Origin of the sequence: Janthinobacterium sp. EB271-G4-7A, from assembly GCF_020858075.1 — a bacterium.
GTDB lineage: Bacteria > Pseudomonadota > Gammaproteobacteria > Burkholderiales > Burkholderiaceae_D > Janthinobacterium > Janthinobacterium lividum.
In genome coordinates, this window is sequence record NZ_JACYMI010000001.1 from 2,815,143 (window position 1) to 2,828,146 (window position 13,004).

The 13,004-nt window shown below is 63.8% G+C and carries 11 protein-coding genes; 4 read left to right on the top strand and 7 right to left on the bottom strand.

Annotation, left to right across the window (positions count from 1 at the left end; all coding sequences use genetic code 11):
* Nucleotides 1-3: 3 nt before the first annotated feature.
* Nucleotides 4-1,542, top strand: coding sequence for a hypothetical protein (locus tag IGS58_RS12750; RefSeq protein WP_230521582.1), 1,539 nt, complete (start codon nucleotides 4-6; stop codon nucleotides 1,540-1,542).
* 239 nt (nucleotides 1,543-1,781) lie between these two features.
* Nucleotides 1,782-3,287, top strand: a complete 1,506-nt coding sequence (locus tag IGS58_RS12755; RefSeq protein WP_070253454.1) for an anion permease — start codon at nucleotides 1,782-1,784, stop codon at nucleotides 3,285-3,287.
* A gap of 33 nt (nucleotides 3,288-3,320) precedes the next feature.
* Here IGS58_RS12755 and IGS58_RS12760 read toward each other — a convergent pair whose 3' ends face one another.
* Nucleotides 3,321-4,172, bottom strand: a complete 852-nt coding sequence (locus IGS58_RS12760) for a DUF2306 domain-containing protein (RefSeq protein WP_070279603.1) — start codon at nucleotides 4,170-4,172, stop codon at nucleotides 3,321-3,323.
* 137 nt (nucleotides 4,173-4,309) lie between these two features.
* On the opposite strand from IGS58_RS12760, the gene IGS58_RS12765 reads away from it, so the two are divergent.
* Both IGS58_RS12765 and IGS58_RS12770 read left to right on the top strand, forming a co-directional pair.
* Nucleotides 4,310-5,377: a sensor histidine kinase gene (locus tag IGS58_RS12765; protein WP_230521583.1), complete on the top strand. Its 1,068-nt coding sequence runs from the start codon at nucleotides 4,310-4,312 to the stop codon at nucleotides 5,375-5,377.
* A complete protein-coding gene (locus IGS58_RS12770) occupies nucleotides 5,374-6,144 on the top strand; it encodes a LytR/AlgR family response regulator transcription factor (RefSeq protein ID WP_230521584.1) in 771 nt (256 codons plus the stop codon). Before IGS58_RS12765 ends, IGS58_RS12770 begins: the two co-directional genes overlap by 4 nt.
* A 1-nt stretch (nucleotide 6,145) precedes the next feature.
* On the opposite strand, the gene IGS58_RS12775 is transcribed toward IGS58_RS12770, so the two are convergent.
* The 6 genes from IGS58_RS12775 to IGS58_RS12800 all read right to left on the bottom strand — a co-directional run bounded on the left by IGS58_RS12775 (nucleotide 6,146) and on the right by IGS58_RS12800 (nucleotide 12,901).
* Nucleotides 6,146-7,153, bottom strand: coding sequence for an NADP-dependent oxidoreductase (locus IGS58_RS12775; RefSeq protein ID WP_230521585.1), 1,008 nt, complete (start codon nucleotides 7,151-7,153; stop codon nucleotides 6,146-6,148).
* A gap of 35 nt (nucleotides 7,154-7,188) precedes the next feature.
* Nucleotides 7,189-7,998, bottom strand: coding sequence for an oxidoreductase (locus IGS58_RS12780; RefSeq protein WP_230521586.1), 810 nt, complete (start codon nucleotides 7,996-7,998; stop codon nucleotides 7,189-7,191).
* Between the two features lie 104 nt (nucleotides 7,999-8,102).
* Nucleotides 8,103-8,723: a TetR/AcrR family transcriptional regulator gene (locus IGS58_RS12785; RefSeq protein ID WP_230521587.1), complete on the bottom strand. Its 621-nt coding sequence runs from the start codon at nucleotides 8,721-8,723 to the stop codon at nucleotides 8,103-8,105.
* Between the two features lie 238 nt (nucleotides 8,724-8,961).
* Entirely contained in the window at nucleotides 8,962-10,911 is a 1,950-nt protein-coding gene (locus tag IGS58_RS12790) for a cytochrome c/FTR1 family iron permease (RefSeq protein WP_230521588.1), read from the bottom strand.
* A gap of 147 nt (nucleotides 10,912-11,058) precedes the next feature.
* Nucleotides 11,059-11,772 (bottom strand): copper resistance protein NlpE, encoded by a 714-nt coding sequence (locus IGS58_RS12795; protein ID WP_230521589.1) that lies wholly within the window; start codon nucleotides 11,770-11,772, stop codon nucleotides 11,059-11,061.
* A 91-nt stretch (nucleotides 11,773-11,863) separates the two neighbouring features.
* Nucleotides 11,864-12,901 carry a zinc-dependent alcohol dehydrogenase gene (locus IGS58_RS12800; RefSeq protein WP_268989828.1) on the bottom strand — a complete coding sequence of 346 codons (1,038 nt, stop codon included), beginning with the start codon at nucleotides 12,899-12,901 and terminating at the stop codon, nucleotides 11,864-11,866.
* Nucleotides 12,902-13,004: the final 103 nt, after the last annotated feature.

Consider the following 13,004-nt stretch of genomic DNA (forward strand, 5'->3'; position numbering starts at 1 on the left):
ATTATGACACTGGATGAAGAGAAGCAAATAGCCGAAATTAAAAAGCTCAGGATTGAACGCCTGAAAACCATGAGTGGTTTATGTGCAGGTCTGAGCTCTACTTTTGGCCTGGTTGCCGTCTTTATTTATTGTTTCTTCGTGATTGGTTTTTTTCCATCCGGGTTAAGTGTTGGCGATACATTATTCTTTATTTTTGTAATGCTGGCTTTTTCCTGTATCGGTGCCTTATCGGTCATCATGGGGTTCTTGCCTTTTGTTCCGTGGGCTACACAAAAAATACTCCCATCCGGGAAGTTAAAGAGTGCCGCATACCTGCTTGGTCTTTGGCTGCTTTCCCTGCTGCTGGTTATGGTTTTCTTTGAGGCTTTGAACAACGGCGCCGGCTCCGCCAGTGGATGCCAATTTGTCGTGTTAAGTATCGTAGCAGTGGTTCTCATTGGCGTGTACTGGTACCTGGCTCGCAAATTGACGGAAGATGGCTGGTTCGCCGTCGCCTACGTTATGCCATTGATTGCTTCCACGTCCATGCTGGGATATATTGCCGCCCTAAACAAGCCTGACGCTGGCAGTGGAGTTTTCAGCTTCCTGGCAATACCTTTGGTGATGCTATTTTCAGGAATGTTTTTAAGTCTTGGCGTGGCGATGTTTTCCACATTCGTGCCGCTTCCGCCCCCCATTCCGCCCGTTCCACCCGTTCCGCCCGGCCCCGCCACGGCCAACCTCAGCGCCAGCTCCCGGAGCGCTTTTGCCAGTATTGCAGTGGGAATCCTGTTTGCCTATATTCCATTGCTGGCAGGCCAGCATAGTTTTAATTATGTGATGAGTGGCCTCGGGTTGCGCTCCGATGCCGTATTGATCGTCAATAAAACGAATTTCGCCACGATGCAAGCTGCAGCCGATGCCAAGGGTGTGTTGCTGCATAGTTGCAAAATGGATGGCGACAGCTTTTCGATCAGTAATGTCCGGGTTCTGTGGCATGGGGTTGGCCTGCGCAGCTATATCGAACTGAAAGGGACGGCTGCCGCCGATACAACAGATACGCGGATTGAGTTGGATAGCGCCGGCGTCAAGGTTTCAAGAGGGGGAAAAGAGACAGTTTGCCAGGAGCTGAAAAACGGGATCTATTTCAGCTCTGGAAAAGAGACGTTCGAAGAAGGGCAGTGGGCTATTTCAAAATCGTACGTTGATAAATTCATGCCGCAGGCAAAAAAAGGCGAGGAGAAAAAAGTAGTTATCGTGGGCTTTGCCGACCCGATGCCTCGCGAAAAAGAGGGTAATTTCGTTTTGGCGCACAAAAGAGCATGCACCGTGTTCCATCAACTGGTACGCGACAAATCGATCAGCGAGGCGGATGCACTGATTGACATACGCCTGGATCGCGACGGCATCAGCGGCTGCGGCGAGATGAAGGACTCGCTCAAGCAACGGGCATGTTTTGAGCAAGGCCGCCGTGTCGAACTTCAGGTTCTGACAGGCGTGGAGAAAGTTTCGCGTGCCGGTACTGCCGATGCAAAAACGGCTTGCGGCGCGCCGGCACATTGACGCCTGGCGAGAGGCGTTTTTGTTGCGCATGCCGCTCCCAGATCAACGATTTGAAAGTTAGTTGAAGCAGGCGGCGTGGCGTGGCGGGGCCGCGCCAACCTTGCGTGTATGATATTGCCGAACAGAATTGTTGGGCATCTGTCATCTTGCGGGCGCGCTTCTTGTGCCTACCGGCCCATGAATCTGCGTGCACGATTCCGACCGCGAGGATGCCTGACCCACAGCGAAAGGTAATAAAGATGTATAAAACAGTGCGCGACCTGTTCCTGCATTTCAAGGAAGCCGTCCCATTCCGCCTCGTCCCCGCCCTGATCTGCACAGCCTTGCTGTTGAGCATGCTATTGCTGCCGGCACCCGATGGCTTGACGCCCAAAGCCTGGGGCCTGGTGGCGATTTTCCTCACCACCATCCTGGCGATCATTCTGAAGGTCATGCCGATCGGCGTGATGGCGATGATGGCCATCGTCATCGTTTCCTTGTCGCAAGTGACGTCGACCTCGTCCAAGGGCGCCATCACGGATGCGCTCAGCAGTTTCTCGAATCCATTGATCTGGCTGATCGTCGTGGCGATCCTGATTTCGCGCGGCCTGAAAAAGACGGGGCTGGGCAGCCGCATCGGCCTGCTGTTCATTTCCCTGCTGGGCAAGCGCACCATGGGCATCGGCTACGGCCTGGCGATCTGCGAACTGGTGCTGGCGCCATTTACGCCGAGTAACACGGCGCGCGGCGGCGGCATCGTCCACCCCGTCATGAAATCGATCGCCAATGCCTTCGATTCGGACCCGGCCAAGGGCACGGAAAAGAAAGTCGGCACCTATCTGGCCCTCGTCAACTACCACGCCAATCCGATCACCTCGGCCATGTTCCTGACGGCCACGGCGCCGAACCCGCTGGTGGTCGACTTCGTGGCAAAGGCCAGCGGCCAGAGTTTTCACCTGACGTGGACCACCTGGGCCCTGTGCATGCTGCTGCCGGGCCTGGTCTGCCTGCTGGTCATGCCGCTGATTATTTATTGGCTGTCGCCGCCGGAACTGAAAGCCACACCCGACGCCGTCACCTACGCCAAGGCGGAACTGAAAAGCATGGGCCCGCTGTCGCCGTCGGAAAAAGTCATGCTGGGTACCTTCGCCCTGTTGCTGCTGCTGTGGGCGAACGTGCCCGCCATGCTGTTCGGTCCCGCGTTTTCGCTCGATGCGACGGTGGTCGCCTTTGTCGGTCTGTTTGTACTGATCATTACCGGCACCATCGACTGGGACGACGTGCTGTCGGAAAAGAGCGCCTGGGACACCCTCGTGTGGTTCGGCGCGCTCGTCATGATGGCCGAACAACTGAACAAGACGGGCGTGATCGCCTGGTTTTCGGCCGGCATGAAGGCCGCCATCGTCGCCAGCGGCATGGACTGGCTGCCGATTGCCGCCGTCCTGGTGCTGGTGTTTGTCTTTTCGCATTACTTCTTCGCCAGCACGACGGCCCACATCAGCGCCATGCTGCTGGCCTTCCTGACCGTGGGCCTGCACCTGATCCCGGCCGGGTACCACGTGCCCTTCATGCTGATGATGACGGCCGGCTCGGCCATCATGATGACCCTGACGCACTACGCGACGGGTACCTCGCCCATCATCTTCGGCAGCGGCTTCGTGACGATGGGCAACTGGTGGCGGGTCGGCTTCATCATGTGCGTGGTGGAACTGCTGATCTTTGCCGTTGTCGGCACCACCTGGTGGAAGGTGCTTGGCTACTGGTAACAGGCGTTTGCCCGGCCGCATGCCGGGCGGCGCTCAGCCGTGCATGCGCGGCAGCCACATGCCCATCGCGGCCACGGCGATGCCCGCGCTCATCGCCACCGTCAGCAGTGCCAGCACGGCCGCCATGCCCAGGCGCAGCATCGCGTTGCCGCCGTCGCGGCAGCGCAGATAGGCTTCCAGCACGGCCAGCGGCAGCAGATACTGGGCAAAGGCGAGGAAGCTGAGGAATGGCCCCGTGAAGCTTGCAGGGTCGAAACCCGCCGGGCCGCCATTGACTGCCAGCCAGCACATCAGTCCCACGCGGAAGAACCACACGCCGCTCACGGCCAGGAACAGCCGCAGCGCCCAGCGCCGGTGCGCCGCGATATCGCGCTGCAACGCGTTCTTCAAGGCGAGGCCCGCGAAGACCAGCACCAGCACGGCATTGAGGCTGATGCCCAGATGCTGTGTCGTATCGCCCACGGCGCCGCGCCACCACAGCATATACAGTCCGGACAAGGCAGCCAGCACGGCACCGGCCAGGTAGACTCTGCCGTTCCAGCGGTGCAAGCGGGGCGCGTGGCGGCGCACGTGCGGCACCAGTTGCAGCGCGCCGCCCAGCATGAGGATGGCTGCCAGCAGCAGGTGCACGCCGGTGGCCACATTGCCCACGCCATCGCCGGGCACGTGGCCATGCGTCATGACGGCATTCCAGCCCGGCAAATCGCCGCGCGTCGCGGCGCCGCCATACAGGGCGATGATGTAGGCGGCAAAGAAGAGCTGGCCGGTGACGGTGGCGAGGAACCAGAAGCGGGCAGAGGCGGACAGGGCCGTGGCCGCCCATCGGCGCGATGACGCCAGGCGCGGCGAGGGCAGGGGGCTGGTGGTAGAACTGGCGGATGGCATCGGTATCTCCTGGCGGCATGAACGAAGCATCAAGATAGGCCTCCGCTTCCCGGGCGGCCGGGAACAGGCGGGGACGGTGCGACGAACGGCGGTTTTCAGGGCTTGAACGGCGGCCGCTTCCCGCGTATGGTGACGCCATGATGCCTGCCCCTGTCACCATCCGCCGCGCCCAAGCGTTCTTGCCGACCGCGCGGCAGGCGCTCGTCGTGACGGTCTTCACCTTGCTGCTGTCGTGGCTGCTGCATCTGCTCAGCGGTACGCCGTATCTTGGCGTGTTTGGCCGCATCGGCTTCATTGGCGCAGCGCTGCTGCTGGCGTACTCGGCGGCGGGAGCCTTGCGGCCGCGCTGGCTGTCGCTGGCGGCGGCGCGCCTGGGCACGGTGGTGCTGATGGCGCCCGTGGCCGCCCTGGTCACGGCGCTGGCCACGCAGCGGGGCCAGTTCCTTGCCTATCTCGCGCAAACGCAAACCCTCGTCGGCCATTTCCTGATGGTCGTGCTGGCTGTCGTCTTCGGCGTGCTGTTTTCCCTGTTGGCCATGCGCAGCGAACGGCGCGAGCGCGAACGGGCCGACCGCCTGCAGGCCGAACTGCAGAAAAACACCCTGGAGCGCGAATTGCTGGACGCGCGCCTGCGCCTCTTGCAGGCGCAGATCGAACCGCATTTCCTGTTCAATACCCTGGCCAATGTGGAAGCGCTGGTGGCGTCCGGCTCGCCCAATGCGGGGCCCGTGCTGCGCCACCTGATCGCCTATCTGCGCGCCGCCATGCCGCGCCTGAACGATGAGGCCGCCACCCTGGAGCAGGAATTGCAGCTGGTGCGCGCCTACCTGGAACTGATGCGGGTGCGCATGCCGGACCGCCTGCAATTCGAGGTAGCCCACGTCGCGCAGGCAGCCAGCCTGCGCTTTCCGCCCATGGCGCTGCTGACCCTGGTGGAAAACGCCGTGCGCCACGGCATCGATCCCGGCATGGAAGGCGGGCGCATCACGGTGGGCGCGGCGCTGGATGCGGCCGGCGGCAAGAGCTGCGTCTGGGTCAGCGACACAGGCGTGGGCATGGCCGAGACGGCGCAGCCTGGCACCGGCCTGAACAATGTGCGCAGCCGCCTGCAAGCCGTGTATGGCGCCAGCGCCCGGCTGGAACTGCACGCGCTCGACCCGCATGGCGTGCGTGCCGAGCTGCATTTTTCTGGAGGACAGCCTTGAAAACCATTTCCGCGCTGATTGCCGACGACGAACCGCTGCTGCGCGAACGCCTGCGCAGCCATTTGGCCACCCTGTGGCCGGCCTTGTCTGTGATCGGCGATGCGCGCAACGGCGCCGAAGCGCTTGAATTGTTTGAGCTGCATCAACCCGACATTGTCTTTCTCGACATCCGCATGCCGGGATTGGACGGCATTGCCACGGCGCGCGCGCTGGCCCGCCGCGCGCAAATCGTGTTCGTCACCGCGTATGACCAGTACGCATTGCAGGCGTTCGAGCAGGGCGCCATCGATTACCTGGTGAAACCCGTCGATCCGGCCCGCCTGGCCGACACCGTGCAGCGTTTACAACGCCAGTTGCCCGGCCCACCGGCCGATGGCGGCGCGTTCGATGCCATGCTGGACCAGCTGGCCAGCCGCCTGGGAGGACGCGCCGCGCCGCCGGCCCGGTTGCAATGGATCAAGGCCTCGGTGGGCAGCAGCGTGCGCCTGATTCCCGTCGAGCAAGTGCGTTATCTGCGGGCCGAAGAGAAATACACGCTGGTGGCGTGGGAAGAGGGCGAAGCCCTGATACGCACCAGCATCAAGGAACTGGGCGAACAGCTGGACCCGGCCCGCTTCGTGCAAATACACCGCGCCGTCATCGTCAACCTGGCGTATGTCAGCCAGGTAACGCGGGGCGTGAATGAAACGGCGCAGCTGCACTTGCGCGGCAGCGAGGAAACCTTGCCCGTCAGCCGCAGCTATCTGCAGCATTTCCGGCAGATGTGACTCAAGGCGCGGGAAATTGCACCACCACCTTGCCGCGCGCGCGTCCCTGCGCCAGGTAAGCCAGCGCTTGTTTCGCCTCACGGAAAGGAAACACCTGGTCGATGACGGGACGGATGCTTCCCCCTTCGATCAAGGCGGCGATCTGCGCCAGCTGGCGGCCGTCGGGACGCACGAAGTGGAAGGCATAGCTGGCGCCGCGCCGCTGCGCCAGGCCGATGATCTTGCGGCTGAGCAAACCAAACACCAGTTTCAGCACCACGTTCATGCCGCGCGCGCGGGCAAAGGCAGCATCCGGCGGGCCGACCAGCGAGACGACGCGGCTGCCGGGTTTGACGATGCGCAAGGCCTTTTCCAGCCCGTCGCCGCGCACAGTGCCCAGCACGGCGTCGTAATCGCGCAGCACGTCCTCGAACGGCTGTTTCTTGTAATCGACCACGTCATCGGCGCCCAGGCCGCGCACCAGTTCCACGTTCGCCGTGCTGGTGGTCGTGCCCACGCGGGCGCCCAAATGCCTGGCCAGCTGGATGGCAAACGTGCCGATGCCGCCGGAACCGGCCGGGATGAACACTTTCTGGCCCGGCCGGAGCTGCATGCGCTCATGCATTGCTTGCCACGCCGTCAAGCCCACCATGGGAATCGAGGCCGCCTGCACGAAATCGAGATTGACAGGCTTGAGGGCGGCCGCCTGTTCCGGCACCACGGCAAATTCGGCCAGGCTGCCGTATGGCGTGTCGAAAATACTGGCATACACGGCGTCGCCCACCTTGAAGCGCGTGACGGCGCTGCCGATTGCCACCACCACGCCGGCCAGGTCGCTGCCCAGGGTGGCCGGCAAGCGCAGTTTCAATATCGGCTTGAAGTCGCCCTTGGGAATCAGGTTGTCGATGGGGTTCAAGCCCACGGCGTGCACCTGCACCAGCAGTTCGCCGGGGCCGGGAGTGGGGCGGGGCAGATCGGCAAACGCCACGTGATCAAGGCCGCCGTACTTTTTAAGTTGCAATGCTTGCATGATGTTCTCTCTGAATGCTGAAAAGGCGTCGGTGTTCAAGCCAGGCGCAGGTCCTTGCGCAAGCCGGCGTCCATCAGCGCGGCGGGCAGGAAACGGCGCATCAGGCGCAGGCGTGCCGCCAGCGGCCCGGCCGTGTAGCGCAATTTCGGCTGGCGCGCCTGCGCCGCCGCCAATACCGTGTCGGCCACGACGCCAGGGTCATCGGCGCCGGCCATCAGCGCTTGCAGCCGGCGCGTGACGGCCATGCTCACTTGCCGGTAAGCGGACAGCGGGGTATCGGGCGCCAGCAAATTGGCTTCAAACGTGGTTTTCGTATAGGCCGGCTCGATGACGCTGGCGCGGATGCCCCAGCCGCGCACTTCATGGTCGAACGATTCAGTGTAGCCCTCGATGGCGTGCTTGGTGGCGGAATACAGCGCGCCGTAAGGCATGGGCAAAAAGCCCACGACGGAGCCGATATTGAGGATACGCCCCCCGCCCTGGGCCCGCATGTGCGGCAGCACGGCCAGGGTCATGCGCAGCACGCCATAGAAATTCGTGTCGAAGATCGCTTGCGCCTGCGCCATGCTGCTTTCCTCGGCGCCCGCCGGAGCCACACCGAAACCGGCGTTATTGACGAGCAGGTCGATGCGGCCTTCGCGCTGCATCACCTCGGCCACGGCGGCAGCGACAGACGCATCGCTGGTGACGTCGAGCGCCAGCATCGCATGGCCGACTCCGGCCGTTTGTGCGCCGCGCCGGCTGGTGCCGTACACCGTGTAGCCCGCTTGCGCCAGGCGCTGGGCCGTGGCCGCGCCGATGCCGGACGAGGCGCCGGTGACCAGGGCAATCTTGTGGTTTTTCATGGCAGTTCCTTCAGTGATTGACAGCTTGGGATATGGAATATGACGATCATCATATTGTTGTTGAAAAAAAAGCCCGGGACGGATCAACGCCACGGGCGGTGCGCTTAGCCAGGAGCCTGAATTTGCGCCAGGGTGGCCGCGCACAGCGCGTCCGACAGGGCCGGTTCGTCGACGGCACGGGCGAGGATGGTGGTGCCGATCAGGGCGCACACCGTCGCCATGGCTTGCGCATGCGCTTCGGGCTGGCCCCAGTTCGGCAACTGGCGCGCGAACAGGTCGATCATTTCCTTGATATGGATGGTGGCGGCGCGCCGCACCTCGGGAGCCTGGCGCGGCATTTCCGAGCCCAGCGCCGACACGGGGCAGCCAACCTCGATGGCGGCGATGTGTTCGGGCGACAGATACGCGGCCATCATCGCCTGAAGGGCCTGGCCGGGAGGGGCGGCAGCCGCCACCCTGGCCGCCAGCGCCACCGCTTCGGCTCCCGCGCGGTCGCCTGCTTCGGCCAGCAGCGCGTCGCGCGAGGCGAAGTGGGCATAGAAGCCACCGTGCGTCAGGCCCGCTTCCTTCATGATGTCGGCCACGCCCGTGCCCGCATAGCCGCTGCGGCGAATGGCGCGCGTGGCCACCTCGACGATGCGTTCGTGGGTGGCTTCCTTGCGGCTTTGCGCCGAGGCTTTCTTGCCAGATGAGTTGTTGGATGAATTCTGCATGACGGTCATCATATCGTAATTTTCAAAACCGTGCAGGACCTGTGCCGGCAGGTGGCGCGGCAAGTTGTCTGCCTCCTGGCGCGAACGGCGCTACCATGCACTGACCAGTTGCCCGGCTACCGCCTGGCGCTGCTGGCCATCGACGATGCGCGCGATGCCGCTTCTTGAGCGGCATGACAACAGGTGGATGGTGGGAGGAGAAGTGCAGAAGTACCGGCCCGGGCAGCGTGCCTGGGCCGGCTCTACAAGGTCAAGCCAGCTTGCGCTTGCCTGCGGAAACGCGGTTCCAGCCATAGCCAACGACGATGATGGCCAGGATGGCCGCCTGCGCCAGCAAGGTTTCCAGGGTCGGCAGGATGCCCAGCAGGTCGACGCGGATGAAATCGACGGGGCTCACGCCGACCCAGCCCGCTTCCTGCAGCGCGGCCACGCCTTTGCCCATCAAAATCACGGCCAGCACGGCCACGAAGGCGGACGTCCACGAGAAGAATTTGCCGATCGGCATGCGCGCGCTGGTGCGCAGCAAGGCCCAGGCGATCACGACCAGCAGCACGATGGCCACCAGGAAGCCGCCCAGCAGGGCGCCGCCGTTGCCGTCCGCCGCCAGGGCGGAATAGAACAGCACGGTTTCAAAGACTTCGCGGTATACGGCGATGAAGGCCAGGGCGAACAGGCCCCAGGCGGAACGCCGCGTCATCGCCGCCGTGAGTTTTTCGTGCAGGTATTCCTGCCAGCGCCCGGCGCTGCTCTTCTGGTGCATCCACAAGCCCACGCTGAGCAGGACCAGGGCCGCGAACACGGAACCGAGGCCTTCGCTCACTTCACGGCTGGCGCCGCTGATGGTCACCAGGTAGGTCGCCGCCACCCATGTCAGGCCGCCCGCCACCAGCGCGCTCGCCCAGCCCGCATGCACATAGGGCAGCACATCGTTGCGCTTGGCCTTGCGCAGGAAGGCGATGATGCCGATGACGATCAGCAGCGCTTCCACGCCTTCGCGCAGCAGGATCGTCAGGGCGCCGATAAAGGTCGTCATCGGGTCGGCCTTGGCGTCGCCCAGCTCCGCTTCCACGTGGGTAAACAGTTGCTGCAGCTTTTCGCCGGCCGCGTCGGCGTCGGCCACCGTGCCCTTGGCCACGGCGGAGCGGTAAGCCAGCATGGCGTTTTCCACGGCCAGCAGCAGGGATTTATTGCGCGCGCCGACCATCGGCTCGATCGGCTCGAAACCGTCCAGGTAGGCCGACAGGCCCAGGCGCGTGGCGCCCGCGCGGTCGCCCGCATGCATGGCCTCCAGGCTTTCCGCCAGGCGCAAACGCGACAGGGCCAGGCCGGCCGGCTTGTGCGCCTCGGCCTTGCCAGGGTTGCTGCGCAAGTACGCCGTCAAGGCTTGCGCCTCGTCCGCGCCCAGCTTGGCGGCAACGGCTTCCTGCGTCAGGGTCGTGACGGCAGCCAGGTCAGCGTACAGGTTCTTGCTGCGCGGATCATCCTGCCACAGCTTTTCTCCATGTGCGCTTGCCGCCGCATCGTGCGACATGCCGCCGACATAGAACGCCAGGTCCCAGCGCTCGTTCTCGGATAGCTGGCCAAAACTGGCCATCGAGGTGCCGGTCACGCCTTGCGAAATGACCTGGTAAAGCGCCATCAGGCTGCGCGACTGCGCCCGTTCGCCATCCGTGAAGGCGATCGGCTTCGGTTCCAGGCTGGCCGCCAGCGGACCGTCGCCGCCGCCGGCCACGCCGTGGCAGGACGCGCACTGGGCCGCATACAGGGCGGCGCCGCGCGCCAGGTTGGGCAGCACTTTTGGCGCCACGGGAATCGGGTAGGCGGCAATCAGCAAGCCGTTCGCGTGGTGCGCCAGGCGCTTGACTTCCACGCCGTCCGCCTTGGCGACGACGGCTTTGCGCAGGTCGGCGATGGCGGCGGCGATGGCCGCCTGCGACGCGTGGGCGGGCAGGGCGGCGATCTGCGTCGTCGCGTTGTCCGTAAAATCGAGCATTTCCGCGTATTCCGCTTCGCTCACTACCTTGCCGTGCTCGACGGCGCCGCTGTAATCGACGGCAACATAGTCGATCAATTGCCATAACTGCTTGGCGCCGGCGCCCTGGTCGGCCACTTGCGCTTGCGCGCCTCCGGCCAGTAACAGGCTGAGGCTGGCGGCCACGAGCGGATAGCAGACGAGCCATTTCTTGATAGAACTGAACATGATTCTCATTCTCATTTGTCGTTAACCCGGCGACTATAGGACAGACCGTGCGGGGTGTCAACGGCGCACGGGCGTGCGCATACTGCCCCGGTCATTATTCTTGACCAGGACAACGTGCCGGGAGAATGGAAAGAAGGGGAAAGAAGGCTATTGCGTCGATGCCGGTTTGGCGTACAGGCCCCTGGCCAGGCCATGGTCCGGATCGTCCACTTTCAGGCCACCCTTGACCACGCGCAAGGACAGCTTCTGGAATGCCTGGCCTCTCAACCACTGGGGATCGGTGACGGCGAATGCGGCAATGCGTTCCTGCGCGCGCACGGGCGGCACGGCCAGCCATTGATAGTCGGCTTTTGAACCCTGGCGGCGCAAGCCGGCGCGCACCCAGCTTTCCGACGCCGGCATGCGGACGATGGCGTCGCCGTTCGCCACGCTGACGGCCGTGGCCGTCTTGCCGCTTTGCGCTTCGAACTTTACTTCCACGCCGGCCATCGGTCCCAACCGGGGGAAGCCGACGATGGCCACCCACAGGCCCGCTTCGGCGGGTTTCTGGATGCGCATTTCCGCTTCCTCGAACACGCGAAACTGCGGCTCCTTGCCGCCGTTGCCCGCCACCAGGGTCACCACGTCGCCGGCAACGCGCCACTCGCCGCTGGCTTGCTCGTCGGTATTGCCATAGCTGAGCATCCATTCGAAGGTGCCGTCCTTTTTCAGCAGCAGTTCGGAACCCGTTTCCATGACGCCTTGCAGGTAATAGTGTCCGGGCAGTGAAGCCGCAGCCGGGTCGGCCGCGCTGGCCGCCCCAGCCGAAAAGGACAAGGCGAGGGCGGCGCAGGCCAGCAGGCCGTAGAGGGATTTCTTCATCGGTGTGTCCTCGGTGTTCTGTATGAGATGCCATCATAGCAACGGTAATTAAATTGCCGTCGCACGACACACCGCGCTGCCCGCCTGGCGTTCAGCTGCCGCTGAAATCGAGCACCACGCGCGAGGCAACCTTGCCATGTTCCAGCCGGCTGAAGATCTCATTGATGGCCGACAGCGGCTGCAATTCCACGCCGGCCTTGACCTTGCCCGTGGCGGCAAAGGCGAGCGCCTCGGCCATGTCCTGGCGCGTGCCGACAAAGGAACCGCGTATCGTCACGCAATTGGCGACCACGTCGAACAGCGGCGTCGGGAAGTCGCCCGGCGGCAAGCCGACCAATACGCAGGTGCCGCGCTTGCGCGTCATCGCCACGCCTTGCTGGAAAGCATCGATCGATGGCGCCGTGATCAGCACGCCGTGGGCGCCGCCCCCGGTCGCTTCGCGCAAGGCCGCGACCGGGTCGCCCTGGCGCGCATTGATGGTCACTTCGGCACCGAGGGCGCGCGCATGCTCGAGCTTGCCTTCATCGATGTCGACGGCCGCCACGCGCAAGCCCATGGCCACCGCATATTCGATGGCCAGGTGGCCCAGTCCGCCGATGCCGGATACGGCCAGCCACTGGCCCGGCCGCGCCCCCGTTTCCTTGATGCCCTTGTAACTGGTCACGCCGGCGCAAATGATGGGCGCCGCCTGCACCGCGGACAGACCCGCCGGAATGTGCGCGACGTAGCGCGGGTCGGCCAGAATGTATTCGGCGAAGCCGCCATTCTTCGTGTAGCCGCCAAACTGCGCCTCGGCGCACACGGTTTCCCAGGCCGCCAGGCAATGTTCGCAATGGCCGCAAGCCGAGTACAGCCAGGGCACACCGACCCGTTCGCCCAGCTGCACTTCGGTCACGCCCGTGCCCACGGCCACCACCAGGCCGATGCCTTCGTGGCCGGGAATGAACGGCGGCGTCGGCTTGACGGGCCAGTCTCCGCGCGCCGCATGCAAGTCCGTGTGGCAGACGCCGCAAGCTTCCGTCTTGACGAGGATCTGGCCGGGGCCTGGCACCGGCACGGGAACCTCGCGCAGCACCAGCGGCTGGCCCAGTTGCTCGACGACGGCGGCTTTCATGGTAGGGGGGATCATGGTATTCCTTATGAAGTGGCGAATGCATCGTGCAAGGCACATAACAGATCCTTGCGAATGATCATATTCTGCTGCACACAACAGGAAAATTGATTGATCCACA

What these genes read in the sequence shown, in the direction of transcription:
- IGS58_RS12750 (WP_230521582.1), top strand. Translation starts at nt 4, where the DNA reads ATGACACTGGATGAAGAGAAGCAAATAGCCGAAATTAAAAAGCTCAGG.
- IGS58_RS12755 (WP_070253454.1), top strand. Translation starts at nt 1,782, where the DNA reads ATGTATAAAACAGTGCGCGACCTGTTCCTGCATTTCAAGGAAGCCGTC.
- IGS58_RS12760 (WP_070279603.1), bottom strand. Translation starts at nt 4,172, where the DNA reads ATGCCATCCGCCAGTTCTACCACCAGCCCCCTGCCCTCGCCGCGCCTG.
- IGS58_RS12765 (WP_230521583.1), top strand. Translation starts at nt 4,310, where the DNA reads ATGATGCCTGCCCCTGTCACCATCCGCCGCGCCCAAGCGTTCTTGCCG.
- IGS58_RS12775 (WP_230521585.1), bottom strand. Translation starts at nt 7,153, where the DNA reads ATGCAAGCATTGCAACTTAAAAAGTACGGCGGCCTTGATCACGTGGCG.
- IGS58_RS12780 (WP_230521586.1), bottom strand. Translation starts at nt 7,998, where the DNA reads ATGAAAAACCACAAGATTGCCCTGGTCACCGGCGCCTCGTCCGGCATC.
- IGS58_RS12785 (WP_230521587.1), bottom strand. Translation starts at nt 8,723, where the DNA reads ATGATGACCGTCATGCAGAATTCATCCAACAACTCATCTGGCAAGAAA.
- IGS58_RS12790 (WP_230521588.1), bottom strand. Translation starts at nt 10,911, where the DNA reads ATGTTCAGTTCTATCAAGAAATGGCTCGTCTGCTATCCGCTCGTGGCC.
- IGS58_RS12795 (WP_230521589.1), bottom strand. Translation starts at nt 11,772, where the DNA reads ATGAAGAAATCCCTCTACGGCCTGCTGGCCTGCGCCGCCCTCGCCTTG.
- IGS58_RS12800 (WP_268989828.1), bottom strand. Translation starts at nt 12,901, where the DNA reads ATGATCCCCCCTACCATGAAAGCCGCCGTCGTCGAGCAACTGGGCCAG.